This is a genomic window from Symmachiella dynata (genome assembly GCF_007747995.1).
GTDB classification, from domain to species: Bacteria; Planctomycetota; Planctomycetia; order Planctomycetales; family Planctomycetaceae; genus Symmachiella; species Symmachiella dynata.
This window is the reverse complement of record NZ_CP036276.1, coordinates 6,887,877-6,905,965: the sequence shown is the minus strand read 5'-3', so window position 1 is coordinate 6,905,965 and position 18,089 is coordinate 6,887,877. Positions and strand designations below refer to the sequence as shown.

Below are 18,089 nucleotides of genomic sequence, written 5' to 3'. Positions count from 1 at the left end.
CCAAGTGGTCCGTCTACGTTTTCTCGCTGATTGTGTCAGCCTCTGTACAATGGAGATCAACCCCAGGATGAAACTCCTCTCATCGCGAGTCGGTCAGATGGTGAATCGTTGGAAACTGCTCTTGCCTTTGGCAATTACGGCCTTAATGGCCACGCCCTTATTCGCTCAGGAAGCGGGTGAAGGCGACGCGGCTTTAGGAGCCTCGAATCAGGGGTCTCCTGTCATGGTGTTCATGATTTGGTGCCTCTGCTTTATCGCTTCGATAGCGGCATTGTGGTACGCCAAAAAGTTCTACGACTGGATGATCACCCAGGACGAAGGTGACGAGGTGATGGTCAAAATCGCCGGTCATGTCCGCGACGGGTCGAACGCCTATTTGCGGCAGCAATATAAGGTCGTGACGATCTTCTTCGTTGTAACTGGGATTATTCTGGGGATTGTGGCCTTTGTCTTTAAGGCCCAACACCCGATTGTCCCCTTTGCCTTCCTGACCGGTGGTTTCTTTTCCGGTTTGGCCGGTTGGTTCGGGATGAAAACGGCGACACTCGCCAGTTCACGGACCGCCCAAGGCGCCAAGCAATCACTGAACCAAGGTCTACAAGTTGCTTTTCGTAGCGGTGCGGTCATGGGTTTGGTGGTGGTCGGACTCGGTCTGATCGACATCACGCTCTGGTTTGGCGGCCTGTATTACATTGCCCCCATGATGGGCTATCACTTCACTCTGGAAGAAATCACGGTCACCATGCTCTGCTTTGGCATGGGGGCGAGTTGCCAAGCGTTGTTTGCTCGCGTGGGCGGCGGCATCTTCACCAAAGCAGCCGACGTGGGTGCCGACTTGGTTGGAAAGGTCGAAGCTGGAATTCCTGAAGACGATCCGCGGAACCCCGCCACGATCGCCGACAACGTGGGAGACAACGTGGGAGACGTCGCCGGTATGGGTGCGGATCTCTACGAATCTTATTGTGGCTCGATTTTGGCGACCGCGGCTTTGGGCGTGGCGGCATTTCAGGGTCACCTGAAAATGCAGGCCATGATGCTGTTGTTGCCGTTTGCTATTGCGGCGGCGGGAATCGCGGTTTCCATCTATGGTGTCTTCCTCGTCAAAACCGAAGAAGGAGCCTCGCAGCGCAATCTGCTGGCCGCCTTGGCCAAGGGAATTAACATTTCCAGTGCGTTAGTCGCTGTCGTGACGGCGGTGCTGGCGTTCTTTATCTTGTATCTACCCTCCACCGGCGAAGTCGGTGAAATTCTCGAAAATGCAGGGATGCCGCATGGATGGGGATTGGCCTTTGGTGTGTTTATCGCCGTGGTGACCGGCCTCGTCGCTGGAATCGGAATCGGCAAATGGACGGAATTCTCGACGAGCGAAGAATACGCCCCGACAAAACGAATCGCCGACCAAGCGGTCACTGGACCGGCCACCGTTATCATCGCCGGTGTTGCGGAAGGCTTCTACAGCGTTTGGGTTCCGATCGTGATCGTGGGTGCTGCCATTCTCGTCTCCTTCGGTGCCTGCACCGGATTTGACTATGCCAACGCCGATACGTTTGCCTTGGGCCTTTATGGGGTCGGTATCGCAGCCGTCGGCATGCTCAGTACGCTGGGCCTGACCTTAGCGACCGATGCCTACGGACCGATTGCCGACAACGCGGGTGGTAACGCGGAAATGAGCCACCAAGACCCGATCGTCCGCGAGCGGACCGACGCCCTCGATAGCTTGGGGAATACCACAGCCGCGACTGGTAAGGGTTTTGCCATCGGCTCAGCTGCCTTGACCGCTCTGGCACTATTGGCCGCTTATGTCGAAGAAGTCCGCATCGGTTTCGACCGCTGGGTGGAACCCTCGATTGTGGGAACAGAAGGCGAAGGCACGGTTAAAAAAGTCGCCAGCGGGTTGCTTGCGACAAATTCGAAAGAAGAAGGTGGCAAAAACGAAGCTTGGTTGATCTTCCCGCCGACCGTCAAAGAAGAACACCGGGACAAGGAACTGCAAGCACTGATTGACCTCAAACCGGGCGATTCCGCAACAGTCGACCTCGATAAGTTGGCGAATCAAGGCTATATCGTAAATAACCGCTTTGCCAAAATTCCGGACTTTGTTCGTTATTACAACGTCACTGTCATGAACCCGCGGGTACTGGTCGGTATGTTTGCCGGTGTTGCCTTGGCGTTCGTGTTCTGTGCGATGACCATGAAGGCTGTGGGACGTTCTGCCGGTGCCATGGTTGAAGAAGTCCGCCGTCAATTCCGCGATATTCCAGGTATCATGGAAAGCGAAGCCGAACCGGACTATGCCTCTTGTGTCGCCATTAGTACAGCAGCCGCGCAGCGTGAAATGGTCGTACCGGCCGTTATGGGCTTGGTTGCCCCGATTGTGGTTGGTTTGCTGTTGGGCGTCGCTGGCGTCATGGGCATGCTGGCTGGCGGACTGACCTCCGGTTTTGCCGTCGCCATTATGATGGCCAATGCCGGTGGTGCCTGGGACAACGCTAAGAAGTATATTGAAGCAGGTGCCCACGGCGGAAAAGGGACTGATGCCCATAAAGCCACCGTGGTGGGAGATACTGTTGGCGATCCATTCAAGGATACCAGCGGTCCCAGCTTGAATATCTTGATCAAATTGATGAGTATGGTTTCAGTGGTCTTCGCCGGCCTGATCGTAAAAATGGCGTTGGGCATGTAGCCCGCCGTTGTTTCTAGCGAAACCGGCCGCGAACCATTGAAACGTGTCCTAAAGACAAATCACGTTTCTTACTAAAATGGCTCCGGCCGGAATTGGGGAGATGAAGACGATTACGACTGAATCCAGTGAACCGCAAAACAGCGCCGCACAGGAGCGCGCCTTACAGTTGGCGTGCGGCTGTGCACGCGTGGCCGATGAATATCGCGGCACCGATACGGTCGTGTTGAACCTGACCTCGGTGACACGGATTGCGGACTACTTTGTGATCACCACAGCCACCAGCCGGCGACAGATGCACGCTATCGCCGACGAATCGAGCCGCATGATGCGGAAGACCGGGTCGCAGCGGATCGGAACCGAGGGGTACGACGGCGATACCTGGGTGTTGCAGGATTACGGTGACGTCGTCATCCACGTCTTCAATCCCGAGACCCGCACGCTGTACGATCTGGAACACTTGTGGGCCGATGCGGAAAAAATCGACTGGCAGTCGGTCCCCCTCGACGACGCTGAGTGATCCATCCGTGATCGCAGCGATGCTGACCCCCTGCCAAAGGCCGCTATGAACGTCCTGAAACAACTCCGTGACCAATTTGAGTCCGCGCTCAATAGCTACACCGACGATGCGCCGCAGTTCGCCGCAATGATCAAACCGGCCGGTGATCCGAAGTTCGGCGACTATCAAGCCAACTGCGCGATGTCATTGGGCAAACAGGTCGGCAAGATGCCGCGAGAATTGGCCGCCGAACTGGTTGCCAGTGTCGATCTCGACGAGCTGTGCGAACCGCTGGAAGTCGCCGGACCAGGTTTTATTAATCTCAAGCTGCGCGACGAATGGCTGGAAACGGCCATCAATAATCTGATCAACGACGAGCGCCTCGGCGTGGAACCGGTCGCCCAACCGCGCAACTTCATCGTCGACTACTCTGCTCCCAATGTCGCCAAACCGATGCACGTCGGGCACCTCCGCAGCACAGTGATCGGTGCTGCTCTGTACCGCATCCTAGGCTGTCTGGGCCACAATGTCGTCGGTGACAATCACATCGGCGATTGGGGGACGCAGTTCGGCATGATCATCTACGGGTACAAAAACTTCCTCGACCAGTCGGCTTATGAGGAAGCTCCCGTCCTTGAGCTGTCGCGGCTGTACCGTCTGGTGAATCAACTTAGCGATTACCACGCCGCCACCAAAGAGCTGCCACAGCTGCGCGAGACATTGACCGAGCGCGAAGCCGCTTTAACCGCGGCCCAACAAGACGCCGATCCCAAAGACAAAAAAGCAAAAAAAGCGGTCAAGCAACTCACCAACCAAGTCGTCGGGCTGAAGGATAAAATCCAGGCCGCTGAAAAGAAAATCGCCACGGTCGATGGCGATACGAAACTCAAGGCCCTGGCTGACGCAGATCCCCAGATCGCGACCGCTGCCCGCAATGAAACCGCCAAGCTGCATGCGGGGGATGCGGAAAACCGGGCGTTGTGGGACCAGTTCATTCCGCTCTGCTTGGAAGCACTGCAAAGCGTCTATGACCGGTTAGAAATTCATTTCGACAAATCGTTGGGCGAAAGTTTCTATCAACCGATGCTGGCCGACGTCGTCGCCGACCTGCAGGCAAAAGGGATTGCCCGCGAGAGTGAAGCGGCGATTTGCGCCTTCGTCGAAGGCTTCGAGGCCCCATTTATCGTTCGCAAAACCGACGGAGCATTTACGTACGCAACCACCGACTTGGCGACGGTCAAATACCGCATCGAGGAGTTGAAGGCCGACGCCATCATCTACGTCGTCGATGCTCGCCAAGGGGATCACTTTAAGCTGCTGTTCGAAACGGTTCGTAAATGGGGCTACGACCAGACCGAGCTGCAGCACGTCAGTTTCGGCACGATCCTAGGGGATGATCGACGTCCCTTCAAAACGCGTTCAGGCGATACGGTGGGGTTGGAGTCATTGCTGGACGAATCGATCGCCAAGGCTTATACGATTGTCAGTGACAACGACGATGCCAAGCCCAACGGCGCGGAACTCGATGAACCGGAGCGTCGTCGCATCGCAGAGATCGTCGGCTTGGGAGGCATCAAATACGCCGACCTGCACCACAATCGTGACAGCGACTACGTCTTCAACTGGGACAAGATGCTCGCTACCACCGGCGACACGGCGACGTATATACAATACGCCTACGCCCGCGTGTGCGGCATTCTCCGTCGTGCTGAGGTCGACCGGGAGTCGCTGCGACAGTCCGGCGCCGTCATTCGACTCTCCCACAAGTCAGAACGACAACTCATATTGTCGCTATTGCGATTTCCCGAAGCACTAGCGCAAGCAGCGGCGGAATATCGGCCGAATTATCTCACCGAGTATCTGTTCAAGACCGCCGGTGTGTTCAGCGGTTTTTTCGAGCATTGTCCTGTGGTCAATGCGGAAACAGACGACTTGCGCAACAGCCGCCTGCTACTGTGCGACCTGACCGCCCGCGTGATTGCGCAGGGCCTTGAGCTGCTCGGCATCCACACCAGCGAACGGATGTAACCGGCCTGTTGAAATTGGGTGTCAGTGCAAAATGTGTGACCTAAAAAACACTGCTGGACAAGCCAGCAGTGGCACCCGACTCTCGAAAGTTTTTGGGTTTTCAACGAACTGGTAAACGACACGGCTTGCTTCTCGTGATTGTTATCCATGCTGCGCGGATTCTCTGAAAAAATGTGAATCCCGGGAATTATTTCTCGCTGCAGCGCATCTCTAATAGATAGCCAATGCCGGTCGCGCTCAATGCTCGCACCGCGACGCTAACTTCTTATCGAACACGGGCACCTCACAATTCTTGAGGAGGGGATGCGATGCGCTTTGTTCTGGTCCTGCTGGGCACGATGTGTATGGTTGGTTGCAGCTACGATTCCAATCGACCGATGGACACAGAGAGAAAGGCGGCATCGATTGATGCCCAGTCCATGGCACAAACCTCTCTGTCCAACGACACAGATTTTAGTGGCGAAGCCTACGACCAGATTGTTGAAAACCGCTTCCTCAATGCCGCGGTCAATCCCCTTTCGACGTTTTCGATCGACGTCGACACCGCTTCCTACTCCAACGTGCGCCGGTTCTTGACACAAGGGCAGCTGCCACCGGCTGGGGCGGTGCGGATTGAGGAAATGCTCAACTATTTCCCGTACGAATACCCTCCTCCCAGCGGCGATGAACCGTTTTCTGCCAGTATCGAAATGGCGGGTTGCCCCTGGAATCCCGCACACACTTTGGCGCGCATTGCTTTGAAAGGGCGTGAAATCAACAGTGCGCACCGTCCGGTCAGCAATCTGGTGTTCTTGCTGGATGTCTCCGGATCGATGGCCGAACCCAATAAGCTTCCGCTCGTTAAATCGGCGATCAAAATGCTCGTCGACAATTTCGGCGAAAACGACCGCGTGGCGATCGTGGTCTATGCCGGCGCATCGGGATTGGTACTCCCCTCCACGACCGGTGATCAACGCGACGTGATTCACGACGCCCTGGAACGGTTGAATGCCGGTGGCGGGACCAACGGCGGCGCGGGTGTGGAATTGGCCTACAACGTGGCCGTCGAAAACTACATTGCCGGCGGCGTCAACCGCGTGATCCTCTGTACCGATGGTGATTTCAATATCGGCACCACCAACCAAAGCGATCTCGTGCAGCTGATCGAGAGCAAAGCCAAAAGTGGTGTCTATTTGAGCGTGCTGGGATTTGGCATGGGAAACTACCAAGACTCCACGTTGGAAAAATTAGCCGACCGCGGGAATGGCAACTACGGTTACATCGATACGCTCAACGAAGCCCGCAAGGTGTTCGTTGAACAAATGACCGGCACGCTGATCACGATTGCTAAAGACGTGAAGATTCAAGTCGATTTCAACCCGGCCCGCGTGGCCGGCTACCGGCTGATCGGTTATGAAAACCGTATGCTGCAAGCGGAGGATTTTCAGGATGACGCAAAGGATGCCGGCGAAATTGGTGCGGGGCATACGGTCACCGCACTGTACGAAATTGTGCCGGTCGGCAGCGATACCCCCCTGCCCCAGGTCGACCCGTCGAAATACCAACAACCGCAGAATGCTGCTGTTGCCGATGAGTTCGAGGTGCTCACGCTACGGCTACGTTATAAAGACCCTGATGGCACCGATAGTCGCGAGTTGCGGTTTACGCTGCAGCACAGCGACAAGTCATTTGCGGAAGCCTCGCCCGATTTTCAATTCGCAACAGCGATCGCCGCCTTTGGAATGCTGTTGCGCGATTCGGAGCATCGGGGTACCGCGACGCTCGATACCGTTTTGGAAATTGCCCGCGCCAATCTGACATGGGATCCTCACGGATACCGCGCGGAGTTTGTAGAACTCGTCGAACGCGCCCGGTCGCTCAAAGCCGGAAATCAATTGAGTAAACTCTAGCCGGTTTGTGCATAGAGAGACGCTGCAAGTGCGCGGGTCTCTCATGGTTTTTTTGTTTGCGGCTTTACGCGCGTCCTTCTTTACGAAGCACATCTCTGATACTACATAGAAAGGTGCGTCGCGACGCACCCTACGAAAGAAAAGCCTCGCGCAAAGACGCAAAGACGCAAAGAGTTATCTTTTTAAAGAGTAAGATGTTGTGTCACGTTGAGGAGTCGCTTGCGGCTGGCCTGGAAACAGGTGTTATTGATTTATCTATACGGGTTTCCAACAGCTTTCTCTTTTTCTTCTTTGCGGCTCTGCGTCTTTGCGCGAGTTCTTTTTTAGCGGGACATCTCTCGGTCTGCTTGGGAAGGTGCGTCGCGACGCACCCTGCGGTGTGTTGTTGCCGCTCTTAAAATGGGGGTTGGAAGCCCATGACTTGGAATCGGGGTAGGTCGATGATTTCGGTGATTTTTACGGCGCTGATTGATTCGTAAGCCAGCATCACTTTTCGGCCGCCGACCGCATCGGGTTTGTCCCGTTCGAACAATACGATGCCGCCCGAAATCATAAAGTCGACGAAGGGGATCGTCTCCTGGAACTTTGTCACCAAGAGCCCTTTACGCGAAATTGAGTCGGGCCAATTCTCAAACAACATTTTCCAGCTTTCCGAAGTCTCCATAATTTTCGTCCGTGAGTTCGTTGGTATAAGGGATTCCACAATGCAACCCGGCTATGCTGCCGCGTTACGATAGCGCGTATGTTAACGGAATTCCACGTGACCGGAAGAGCGATCCGCCGTCCGCTCCGGCGCTTCATCGGGAGCCAGTGCCGGCTATGCAAACGGACTAGGAGCTGAGGGCCATTTCAGGGTAAGATTGTCTTGGAAAGGCCCCCGCTGAAAATGAATAAAGCGTTTGTAAAAGAACCCGAGGACCATGGCGACCGCTGTCCGGCTTGCGGAACGGTCGGGCATGCTGTTTATCGGGAGACGCTGGTCGCTCATTTGCCGGAGGAGTTGCGGAACCAAATCAGCGACGCTGCCTTTTTTTGCCCGCATCCCCCCTGCTCTGTCGCTTATTTTGATCAGATGGAGCGCACGATCGCAGCCACGAGCCTCTTGCAGCCGGTCTATCCCAAAGATCCCGCTGCGCCGATTTGTCCCTGTTTTGGGCTGACGTGCGATGAGATCGAAGAGGCTGCCCTGAGTGGCGATGTTGCTCAGGTGCGGGAGCATCTACAGCGTGCTGCCACGGACGAAGCCCACTGCGTCACAGCGGCGACTGATGGCCAATCGTGCGTTGCCAACGTGCAGCGTCATTTTATGCGATTTCATGGCCAATGACTTGCCGGCCTTTAGGGTTTGCGGCGTGAGGTCTGTTTCATCCAGACATCACGCAGTTGCGTGGCAGCGCGGTCGATGGTGAAATCAGCTTCGATGCGCGCGCGGGCGGCCGCCCCCAATTGGTGTCGCAGGGCTTCGTTCCCCAGGAGTTCGCCCATAGTGGCTGCGAGTGCTGTTGCGTCGTCCGCTGGAACGAGCAGTGCTGATTCTCCATGAGTCAGCATTTCCGCTGTGCCACCAACATCGGTCGCGACAATCGCACGCCCACAGGCGGCCGCTTCTAAGAGGACGCGACCAAATGGTTCTTGCCGCGCCGGATGCACCAGCAAATCGATCTCTGTTAATAACTGCGGCACGTCGTCCCGCACGTCTAAACGGTGGAAGCGCCCGGCTGGAAATTGTCCCGCAAGCGACTCGTCAAAATCGATGTTCTCTTGTTTGCTGGAGTTCCGTTCTCCGATGAGCAAATAGTGCACGTCGGCGAATTCCGATGGCAATGCACGCGCCGCTGCCGCCAAAACATCCTGCCCTTTGCGTAGTCCAATCTGTCCAATGGTCGCAACCAGCAGCGTGCGCGGCGGCAGTCCTAATTCCTGGTGCAGCCAACCGCTAGCAGCGCGCGGCTGAAACGCGTCCGTATCGATGCCGTTATGAATCACCTGTGACCGTTCCTCAACAAGTCCCTGCCGGACATGGAACGTGCGCGTTGCTTGCGAGACTGCGACGATCTGCGAATTGCGATTCAGGTCCGTAATCGCTGCGCGGCTTAGCCGCAAAATATCGCGAATGTGGGCCGTACAAGGGATCTTCAACTGCGCGGCAATCGCACCGGTCAAACGTCCCATGGCGAGACTGTTGGCGTGGACCAAATCCGCTCTGCTTTGCGCTATCACCTCGAGGAGATGGGCCATGACCGCGTCGCGCGTGAGGCGTTGCCCGGTCGCGTCGCGCAGACGTAGTGGAATCAGTTCCCACCCGCGTTTTAGAATCGCCGCCGCCAACGGGCCCTCTGCGGGCGCCAACATCACAAAATCGGTCGCCTCGGTCCGCAGCGCATCCAGCACCGCCAACATCGACCGCTCCCCGCCATTGAGCGTCGGATATTCAAAACAAATCGCAATGCGTGGCATGGAATTCAACTTCCACAAGGTGTGGCGAGAGGAGCAGTGCTTTCGCTTTCAAAACAGCTTTCACGATGCATTCGGCGATTGTGTTTCTTTTAGATAATCACGATAAGCGGCTGCGGGCGAGTACTGCTCTGCGCTGGGGGTGTCGTGTATGAAGACGCCAAAGCGTAGCCGCAAGGTTTCACCCGGTTGGACGGAAACGGAACTCTTGTCGCCACCGGTGAGCGCCTTGCGTCCGAAAGGGTTGGCCAGCATCAGGCCGTAGTCGCGGACGTGGAACCAACTACGGCGGAAATTGTCGGGGTGCGGCATGACGGTCAGACCTACATGGCGGTCGTTGATGGTGCCACTGTAGTCGCACCAGTCGGTCGCTTTGCCCCAGACTTGTTTCTCGTCTTTGAGCCCATCTGCATTCAGGATACGGCCGTTACCCCCTTTCACGCGTAGTTTACGATTCACGCGGACGCCAAAGCCGAGTTCCTCTTGATCGCCGAACGCAAACGGATGGTCGTCGTTGGCGAAGGTGGAGTCGCTGGCAAGCAAGTATCCGCTCTCTTGAGGCAGGATCGTGTAGCGACAGGTCTCGGTACAAATGAGTTTGCCGTCATGTCGGTATTCATTTTTCACCGAGAACATTCCGCGACCGTTTTTGACGTGCGGTTTTTCTACAAAACCGGCGTGCACGACCTGGGCGCGATTTCGCCAAAAGTCCGCACCGTTGATATCGCCGAAGGCCAGCCAGATTCCCGGGTGCATCGTGCCATGATCTCCCCCTTCGCTCTGCGAATCGATGGGGTGTTTCCTCGTGACACGAATGTTGCCCGGCGTATGGACATTGGAAAAATAGGGACGCAGCGTAGCGTCATCCTGGTAGACATAGGTGAAAGCGGGCTGTCCGGAAATCAGGACGTTGACTTGCCCCGGTTTTTCCTGAAAGCCGACGGTAGGCTCCGCAGCGAATGCTCCACCGCACTGACTGAGGATGAGGACCATTGAGAGGGCACTGGTTGGCTTCCACATGGGTGACTCCTGGGGTGAATCAACGAATTGTCGGCAATCGTCGCGTGCCGCCTGGTGAAGCGGAGGCGTAGTATACCAGTCCCGGTACCAGTTGTCGGTGTCTGCTGGATTTGTGCTTTTGTCGTGCAAATTTCCCGAAAAGTGGTTTCGGTCACAAGTTGTTTTATGACAGTGACTTGCGAAATATTGTTAATGTATAGCTGTTTGGGGGAATTGGTGGAAAACGGTCAGGTTTTCCGGTGGGACTGGGCGCGGCTTATCTCAAAATTCGCAAAAATGAAAATTATATGAATCGCGGCAAGTCCTTTTTAGGGCTGGGACTTGCGCCCTTAGACTCGGGGGTGAATGGCGAAACGCAAGTAGTCGCGTATTGACAAAGTGAATCGCCAATTTATAGTAGATCCTTCCAGTGATCGCTACATGTGGTGCACGTTATTGCCGATGTACCCAAGGGATGGTATTGCATGAAGTGCCAACCATTTCTACAATATAGTGGTCGTTTGTTCACATTTCTGGCAGTCGTCTGTCGATAAACATCCACGAAAGGCCGCGTAACGGGCAATGGGATAGGTTGGTGCGCACTGCTGTTTTCACAGCGGAGAAGCCATGGCTTCATCACCAAGACGCATGCTTCCCCCCCACCAACACAACCGTGATTGAATTGCTCAGACGGCGGTTTTGAACAGGACCAATCGTTCGATACAGACGCAACCGCGTTACAACCTATGGAATCTCAAGGAGTGCATGATGCACAAAGTGCATGGAACTGCTACCACCGAGTCTCACACCCACAACGGCCATAACGGCCACCGTCCCGTGGAGCCGACTTCGATGAAGGTCGCCACCACTCCCTCATTCTGCCCAGCTGGTACCGACCCGTTTGATACGGTCGAATGGGAATATCGTTCTGCCCATATCAAAGACGAAAACGGGAACGTTCTGTTTGAACAAACCGACTGCGAAGTTCCCGCCGGTTGGAGTTCGCTGGCGACCAACGTCGTTGTCAGTAAGTACTTCTTTGGCGAACCGGGAACGCCGGAACGCGAAAACAGCGTTCGCCAGTTGATTCACCGCGTCTCGCGGACGATCACCGATTGGGGCATTCGAGACGGCTACTTTGCTTCCAGCGAAGATGGCGAAATCTATTACCGCGATTTGACTTGGTTGCTGCTACACCAGCACGGCTCGTTCAACTCACCGGTTTGGTTCAACGTCGGGCTGTATCACCAATACGGCGTCAAAGGCTGTCGTGGCAACTACCGCTGGGATGTTGAGACCAACTCCATCAAGCGGCCCGATACGCCTTATGAATACCCACAAGGCTCGGCCTGTTTTATTCAGTCGGTCGACGACAACATGGAAGACATCATGCGGCTGGCGACCAGCGAAGCGATGCTCTTCAAATTCGGTTCAGGAACGGGAACCGATCTGTCGACGATCCGTAGTGCCCGCGAAAAACTGACGGGCGGCGGAATTCCGTCGGGTCCGCTCTCCTTCATGCGGGTCTACGACCAAATCGCGGCCGTGGTCAAATCGGGTGGCAAAACCCGTCGTGCGGCCAAGATGCAAAGTCTGAAGGATTGGCATCCGGACATCTTGGAGTTCATCGAAGCCAAGGCCAAGGAAGAAAGAAAAGCCCGGACGCTGATCGAAAGCGGCGAATACGAATCGAACTTCAATGGCGAAGCCTATAGTTCGATCATGTTTCAAAACGCAAACCTGTCGGTCCGCACCAGCGATGCGTTCATGGAAGCCGCAACCAACGGCAAGAAATGGCAAACGCACTGGGTCACCGACGAAAATCAGCCCGGCCCCGAGTACGAAGCCAAAGATGTGCTACGGGCTATGGCCGAAGGCACTTGGTACTGTGGTGATCCCGGCGTGCAATACGACACGACGATCAATCAGTGGCATACCTGTCCGAATTCGGGACCGATCAATGCCTCGAACCCCTGCTCGGAATATATGTTCCTGGACGACACGGCTTGCAACTTGTCCAGCTTGAACCTGATGAAGTATCAGAACGCCGATGCGACGTTCGACGTCGACCGGTTCCGCCGGGCGGCCGCGATCTTCATCACCGCTCAGGAAATTCTCGTCGACCACGCCAGCTATCCGACGCCGGCGATTGCCGAGAACAGCCATATGTACCGCCCGTTGGGGCTGGGTTATGCCAATCTCGGCAGCCTGTTGATGTCGATGGGAATTCCCTACGACAGCGAGACCGGCCGCGGCATCTGTGGTTCGTTGACGGCGTTGCTCAATGGGCAAGCGTATTTGACCTCCAGTCAGATCGCCAGCAAGATTGGGACGTTTGCCGGATACAGCGAAAACCGCGAACCGATGCTGAACGTCATGCAAATGCATCGCGATGCGGTCGAGAAGATCGATCCGAATTGTCCGGTGTATCTCCGCGACGCAGCCCGCGAAGTGTGGAACGACTGCCTGACTTCGGGCCGACAACATGGTTACCGCAACGCCCAGGCGACGGTGTTGGCTCCGACCGGCACGATCGCGTTTATGATGGACTGCGACACGACCGGTATCGAGCCGGACATCGCGTTGGTCAAGTACAAGCAACTCGCCGGCGGCGGCATGATGAAAATCATCAACCGCACAGTGCCAATGGCGTTGCGATCACTAGGCTATGATGGTGCCGCGATCGACGCGATTTGCAAGCACATCGAAGAGTTCGATACGATCGAAGGTGCTGCGGACATCAAGGACGAGCACTTGCCGGTATTTGATTGTGCCTTTAAGGCGCTCAACGGCGAACGTTCGATCAGTTGGCGGGGACACGTCGGCATGATGGCCGCCGCTCAACCGTTCCTCTCCGGTGCGATTTCCAAAACCGTCAATATGCCCGAAAACTCGACTGTCGAAGACATCGAAGAAGCTTATATCGAGGGCTGGAGACTGGGATTGAAAGCGTTGGCGATTTATCGCGACGGTTCCAAGAAAAGCCAGCCGCTCAATACCAGCAAAGACGGAGACGACAGTAAGCAGGCCCCGCAAGTGGCTGCTCCGGCGCGGCGACGATTGCCCTCAACGCGGCAGTCGCTGACGCATAAGTTCTCCGTCGGCGGCCATGAAGGCTACGTGACCGTGGGTCTGTTTGAGGATGGTACGCCGGGTGAATTGTTCATCACCATGGCCAAGGAAGGCAGCACGATCGGTGGACTGATGGATGTCATCGGTACCGAGATGTCGATGGGTCTGCAATACGGCGTGCCGCTGGAAGTGTTCGTCAACAAGTTTTCACACTCCCGCTTTGAACCGTCGGGATGGACGAACAATCCAGATATTCCCAACGCCAAGAGCGTGGTCGACTATATCTTCCGTTGGTTGGGCATGGAGTTCCTCACCGGTTATCGCGAAGCGAACGCTCCGGTGCGGGAAACTGAGGAAGAGACGACCGAAGCAACCGCAGCCGAAGCAACCAAGGCCGTGGCAACTGCCACGACCGCTACAGTCGCCACGCCGGAGGTTTTGCCTGACACCCCTGCCAATGGTCATTCCACGAATGTGACCAAACAGGACATGGTGCAGTTGGAAGACACCCCCGCAGCTCGCAGTGAGTTGTTCGCCAAATACCAATCGGATGCCCCGGCATGCGACAATTGCGGAGCGATCACCGTCCGCAATGGCAATTGCTATCTCTGCCACAACTGCGGGAACAGCATGGGTTGTAGTTAAGGAGGGCTCATCGCATATCCTGTTCCCAGCGCCCCGGCCAAAAGCCGGGGCGTTTTTGTTTGTAGTGGTTTTTTTTTGTAAACTGGAGGTGCAAGCGAGTTGGTCAGGCAGCCACCTAACGGCTTGCGCGATTGATCGTCCTGTGTCATTCGCGTCAGGCGGGAGCCTGACCTACGGACTGATTATTCTACCGCACCGAACGGCCCGTTGGCCGAAGGCCAACCGACACCTTAGCCTGCGGCAACGCCGTAGGGAGCATGTGCGACAATACGGATTTTGGCCGTAGGCCATATTCAACATGCGGTGCATGAATCAGCGGGTGATGTTGGCCGTTGGCCAACCATGGAATTTGCGGTTTCCGATTCCAGGGGCGTTGCCCCTGGCTATGATGTCAGTAGGCCTTCGGCCATGGATCTGCACTTCGCGCATGGGGGCCATTCTGCAAGACACATTGCCCGCGCGTTTCTGCGCACGCTTTCTCTCCAGGGGTAGAACGGAGTATGATGCCCGCTAGTAAAAGACATGGGCCGAGTCTACGGGGGGAGGCGGTGCAACTTGGATACGGAAGCGTGTGTTTTGTCTCTGCTCCCTCGAATTTGAACTTCTCTGGCTAGGCGGCAGATTGGCGGCGATGAATTCCCGCAGTACCGCGGTTGAATTTGTGGTCGTTGGGTCGCTTGGGTCGAACACAGCAATCTAAGGAGAATGATCATGAAAAAAGAGACCCCCCCACCCACGACGACTGATGCGGGGATTCCGGTTTCCAGTGACGAACATTCGCTGACCGTAGGGCCGGATGGACCGATTCTGTTACACGACCATTACCTGATTGAACAGATGGCGAATTTCAATCGGGAGCGGATCCCCGAGCGCCAGCCTCATGCCAAAGGGTCCGGCGCGTTTGGGCACTTCGAAGTCACGCACGATGTCAGCGGCTTTACCAAAGCGGCGTTGTTTCAGCCGGGCGTGAAAACCGGCACGTTGATCCGCTTTTCCACGGTGGCCGGCGAACGGGGCAGCCCCGATACGTGGCGCGACCCGCGTGGCTTTGCGCTGAAGTTTTATACAAGCGAAGGCAACTACGATATGGTGGGGAACAACACGCCTGTGTTCTTTCTCCGCGATCCGATGAAGTTTCAACACTTCATCCGCTCGCAAAAACGCCGTGCGGACAATGGTCTCCGCGACCACGACATGCAGTGGGACTTCTGGACCCTTTCGCCGGAGTCCGCCCACCAAGTCGCCTGGTTGATGGGGGACCGCGGGATTCCTAAGAATTGGCGGCACATGAACGGCTACTCGAGTCACACCTACATGTGGGTCAATGCGGCCGGTGAACGGTTCTGGGTGAAGTACCACTTCAAGACCGATCAGGGAATTGACTTTCTCCCCCAGGATGAGGCGGACCGACTGGCTGGCAGCGACGGCGACTATCATCGCCGCGATCTGTTTGAATCGATCCAACGCGGGGACTATCCCAGTTGGTCACTGAAGGTCCAGATCATGCCTTTCGAAGAAGCGAAAACGTATCGCTTCAATCCGTTCGACCTGACGAAAGTTTGGCCGCACGGTGACTATCCGCTGCACGACGTCGGCCGGTTGACGCTGGATCGCAACCCAACTGACTTTCATACAGAAATCGAACAGGCGGCGTTCGAACCGAACAACCTAGTACCGGGGATCGGGATCAGCCCAGACAAAATGTTGCTCGGCCGCATGTTTGCGTATGCCGACGCCCACCGTCATCGCTTGGGTGTCAACTACAAGCAAATTCCAGTCAACCGCCCCGAAGCGCCTGTGAATAGCTACAGCAAGGATGGGGCGATGCGCGTCGACAACGTGTCCGACCCCGTGTATGCCCCGAACTCCAAAGGCGGCCCCCAGGCTGACGGCGAGCGCTATCCTGAGTCGGCCGTCTGGGAAGCCAACGGCGAATTCATCCGCGCCGCTTACACCCTGCGAGAAGACGACGATGATTGGGGCCAAGCCGGCACCTTGGTTCGCGAGGTCATGGACGATGCGCAGCGCGACCGGTTGGTGTCGAATGTCGTCGGACATCTGAAGGACGGCGTCTCTGATCCGGTGTTGCAGCGCGCGTTTGAGTACTGGCGCAACATCGACAAAGCCGTCGGCGACCGCATCGCGAAAGGCGTCTCGGGCGGGTGAGAACGTGAATCGGTCAGGCAGCTGCTTGATGGCGTGCGCGATTGACCATTGGAGATCGCGCGCGTCAAGCAGCCGCCAGACGCATTTCACTCAGTTTCACATGACAGGCCAGAAGACACCCTCTCGCAATTCGAGGCGAGGATCGTCCACAATTCACGACATAGTGAGTGAATCGTGTCGTCGTCTACATCTTGCAGATACGAGTGCATCTTCTGGCCACGCACGTGAATCCAAAGCCCTGGTTCGAATCGATTCTTTCGCAGTTCAACGATCTGTTTCCGATCACACTCGAAGGTCGTCAAATTGCCGCTCTCGCGCGCTACCAATTCCATCCGAAATCTGTCCGGCGTGACACAAAAGATGGCGAGCGGCGGTGGTTGGATACGACACATCGACCGAACCAGCATCGAACCAGTCACCCATACCGGAATGGCGACGAACGAAAAAAAATCAAGTGACGACATCCACTCAGGGACCGGAATATAGGGTAACGGCATGGGGAGCCTGACTGTCGTGCTACCATCCGTTTGAACAACACTCACATCGGAGTTTTCCAATAGCCCCTCCCTGCTTCAGCCAACTCCTCAGGCGGCTGCTTGGTCGGTATTGCCTAGCGATACTCACGCCAAGCAATCACAACTCCAAAACCTTCCGCGTCGGTCGTTTCACGAGTTGGACGACCGTTAAGGAAATGATCAGTAGCACCAGGGCACCCACGATGACCGAGGCCCAGGTGGGGCCGATGGTGTAGCCGAGCCAGTTCATCAATTGCTTCATTCCGCTGCGACGGCCGGTGGCTTCGTAGTTTGGGTCAGAGATTGTGGTGAAGTAGATGAAAAACCCGCCGATCGCGGCGAAGATTGCCAGCGTGACCAACGGCCCCTGTATGATCGACCAAGCGTCCGCCTCTTCCTCACTGGCCTTGCCGCCGAGGTGTTGCCCGACTGCTTCGAAGACCTGTTTCTGCTCGTCGTCGTCTCCTTTTGCGATCTTCTGTTTTTTTCCGGCTTTGTCGGTGATCACCAATTGCTTGAGGTCTTCTGCAAAGGTCACGCGGTCGATGTCGTTGCGCGAAAGATGCTGTCCGCCTTTTTGTTCTCCGATCAAAGCGGCGGATTGATCCGGCTGAGCCGCCAGTCTGCCGACGAGTTGCCCGAACGCCTCGGGCTTTTTCATCCCCAAGGCCCAAGTGATGCCTTCAGAGTCGACATGGACAATGTGTGACTTACTTCCGTCGCTGTTACTGACCGTCCAGGGAATTAATGTTCCAGCATCGCCCTGCAGTTCCGCATCCGTTGCCGGGGAAGAAGTCGAGTCATGATCGTTGTGCGTATCAGACATGAAGAACATCCTAAAATTGGAAAGAATATGAAAACGATTTGTACATGCGCAGCACTTCGAATATTGCGTTCACAAAGCGATCGATTGCACCGCTTTGTCGTATTGGAACCAACGGTACAGGAGAAAATTCGCCGCGTCAATTTTTTTCAGCCCGTCTGGCAGAAAAGCATCGGATTTGCCGTCTGATGGTTTGCGCCGTTGACTCTGTGGCCTCGTCCACGTGAGGCAGGCTCGTCTATTCAGTGGAGCCAAAGTTCCATAGAATTCCTGGAACCATTCCTGCGAGTACCGCGTCAGAATCAGGAGCCTCCCCCGG

Annotated in this window: 11 protein-coding genes; 7 read left to right on the top strand and 4 right to left on the bottom strand. The window is 56.0% G+C overall.

What is annotated here, in order from left to right; all coding sequences use genetic code 11:
• The first annotated feature begins 223 nt into the window (after window positions 1–223).
• The 4 genes from Mal52_RS26315 to Mal52_RS26300 all read left to right on the top strand — a co-directional run bounded on the left by Mal52_RS26315 (window position 224) and on the right by Mal52_RS26300 (window position 7,096).
• A complete protein-coding gene (locus Mal52_RS26315) occupies window positions 224–2,683 on the top strand; it encodes a sodium-translocating pyrophosphatase (protein WP_145380787.1) in 2,460 nt (819 codons plus the stop codon).
• A gap of 100 nt (window positions 2,684–2,783) precedes the next feature.
• Window positions 2,784–3,200: a ribosome silencing factor gene (gene rsfS, locus Mal52_RS26310; RefSeq protein WP_145379622.1), complete on the top strand. Its 417-nt coding sequence runs from the start codon at window positions 2,784–2,786 to the stop codon at window positions 3,198–3,200.
• Between the two features lie 45 nt (window positions 3,201–3,245).
• Window positions 3,246–5,207 (top strand): arginine--tRNA ligase, encoded by a 1,962-nt coding sequence (gene argS, locus Mal52_RS26305; RefSeq protein WP_145379620.1) that lies wholly within the window; start codon window positions 3,246–3,248, stop codon window positions 5,205–5,207.
• A gap of 308 nt (window positions 5,208–5,515) precedes the next feature.
• On the top strand, window positions 5,516–7,096 hold the full coding sequence (locus Mal52_RS26300; protein WP_197534476.1) for a vWA domain-containing protein: 1,581 nt from the start codon (window positions 5,516–5,518) through the stop codon (window positions 7,094–7,096).
• Between the two features lie 394 nt (window positions 7,097–7,490).
• Here the strand turns inward: Mal52_RS26300 and Mal52_RS26295 are convergent, their stop codons facing one another.
• Window positions 7,491–7,760 (bottom strand): hypothetical protein, encoded by a 270-nt coding sequence (locus tag Mal52_RS26295; RefSeq protein ID WP_145379618.1) that lies wholly within the window; start codon window positions 7,758–7,760, stop codon window positions 7,491–7,493.
• 222 nt (window positions 7,761–7,982) lie between these two features.
• Here Mal52_RS26295 and Mal52_RS26290 point away from each other — a divergent pair, with 222 nt between their 5' ends.
• Window positions 7,983–8,423, top strand: coding sequence for a hypothetical protein (locus tag Mal52_RS26290; RefSeq protein WP_145379616.1), 441 nt, complete (start codon window positions 7,983–7,985; stop codon window positions 8,421–8,423).
• A gap of 11 nt (window positions 8,424–8,434) precedes the next feature.
• On the opposite strand, the gene Mal52_RS26285 is transcribed toward Mal52_RS26290, so the two are convergent.
• Both Mal52_RS26285 and Mal52_RS26280 read right to left on the bottom strand, forming a co-directional pair.
• Window positions 8,435–9,553: a glycosyltransferase family 4 protein gene (locus tag Mal52_RS26285; RefSeq protein WP_145379615.1), complete on the bottom strand. Its 1,119-nt coding sequence runs from the start codon at window positions 9,551–9,553 to the stop codon at window positions 8,435–8,437.
• 60 nt (window positions 9,554–9,613) lie between these two features.
• Window positions 9,614–10,570, bottom strand: coding sequence for a DUF6807 domain-containing protein (locus Mal52_RS26280; RefSeq protein ID WP_145379612.1), 957 nt, complete (start codon window positions 10,568–10,570; stop codon window positions 9,614–9,616).
• Window positions 10,571–11,314: 744 nt separating this feature from the next.
• Here Mal52_RS26280 and Mal52_RS26275 point away from each other — a divergent pair.
• Entirely contained in the window at window positions 11,315–14,266 is a 2,952-nt protein-coding gene (locus tag Mal52_RS26275) for a vitamin B12-dependent ribonucleotide reductase (RefSeq protein ID WP_231962448.1), read from the top strand.
• Between the two features lie 711 nt (window positions 14,267–14,977).
• Entirely contained in the window at window positions 14,978–16,432 is a 1,455-nt protein-coding gene (locus Mal52_RS26270) for a catalase (protein WP_145379611.1), read from the top strand.
• 633 nt (window positions 16,433–17,065) lie between these two features.
• On the opposite strand, the gene Mal52_RS26265 is transcribed toward Mal52_RS26270, so the two are convergent.
• On the bottom strand, window positions 17,066–17,773 hold the full coding sequence (locus Mal52_RS26265) for a hypothetical protein (RefSeq protein ID WP_145379609.1): 708 nt from the start codon (window positions 17,771–17,773) through the stop codon (window positions 17,066–17,068).
• Window positions 17,774–18,089: the final 316 nt, after the last annotated feature.

Bases quoted from the DNA above. Each gene is read 5' to 3' on its own strand.
- Mal52_RS26300 (WP_197534476.1), top strand. From the start codon at position 5,516: ATGCGCTTTGTTCTGGTCCTGCTGGGCACGATGTGTATGGTTGGTTGC.
- Mal52_RS26285 (WP_145379615.1), bottom strand. From the start codon at position 9,553: ATGCCACGCATTGCGATTTGTTTTGAATATCCGACGCTCAATGGCGGG.
- Mal52_RS26295 (WP_145379618.1), bottom strand. From the start codon at position 7,760: ATGGAGACTTCGGAAAGCTGGAAAATGTTGTTTGAGAATTGGCCCGAC.
- Mal52_RS26315 (WP_145380787.1), top strand. From the start codon at position 224: ATGGTGTTCATGATTTGGTGCCTCTGCTTTATCGCTTCGATAGCGGCA.
- Mal52_RS26270 (WP_145379611.1), top strand. From the start codon at position 14,978: ATGAAAAAAGAGACCCCCCCACCCACGACGACTGATGCGGGGATTCCG.
- Mal52_RS26280 (WP_145379612.1), bottom strand. From the start codon at position 10,570: ATGTGGAAGCCAACCAGTGCCCTCTCAATGGTCCTCATCCTCAGTCAG.
- Mal52_RS26275 (WP_231962448.1), top strand. From the start codon at position 11,315: ATGATGCACAAAGTGCATGGAACTGCTACCACCGAGTCTCACACCCAC.
- rsfS (WP_145379622.1), top strand. From the start codon at position 2,784: ATGAAGACGATTACGACTGAATCCAGTGAACCGCAAAACAGCGCCGCA.
- Mal52_RS26290 (WP_145379616.1), top strand. From the start codon at position 7,983: ATGAATAAAGCGTTTGTAAAAGAACCCGAGGACCATGGCGACCGCTGT.
- Mal52_RS26265 (WP_145379609.1), bottom strand. From the start codon at position 17,773: ATGTCTGATACGCACAACGATCATGACTCGACTTCTTCCCCGGCAACG.
- argS (WP_145379620.1), top strand. From the start codon at position 3,246: ATGAACGTCCTGAAACAACTCCGTGACCAATTTGAGTCCGCGCTCAAT.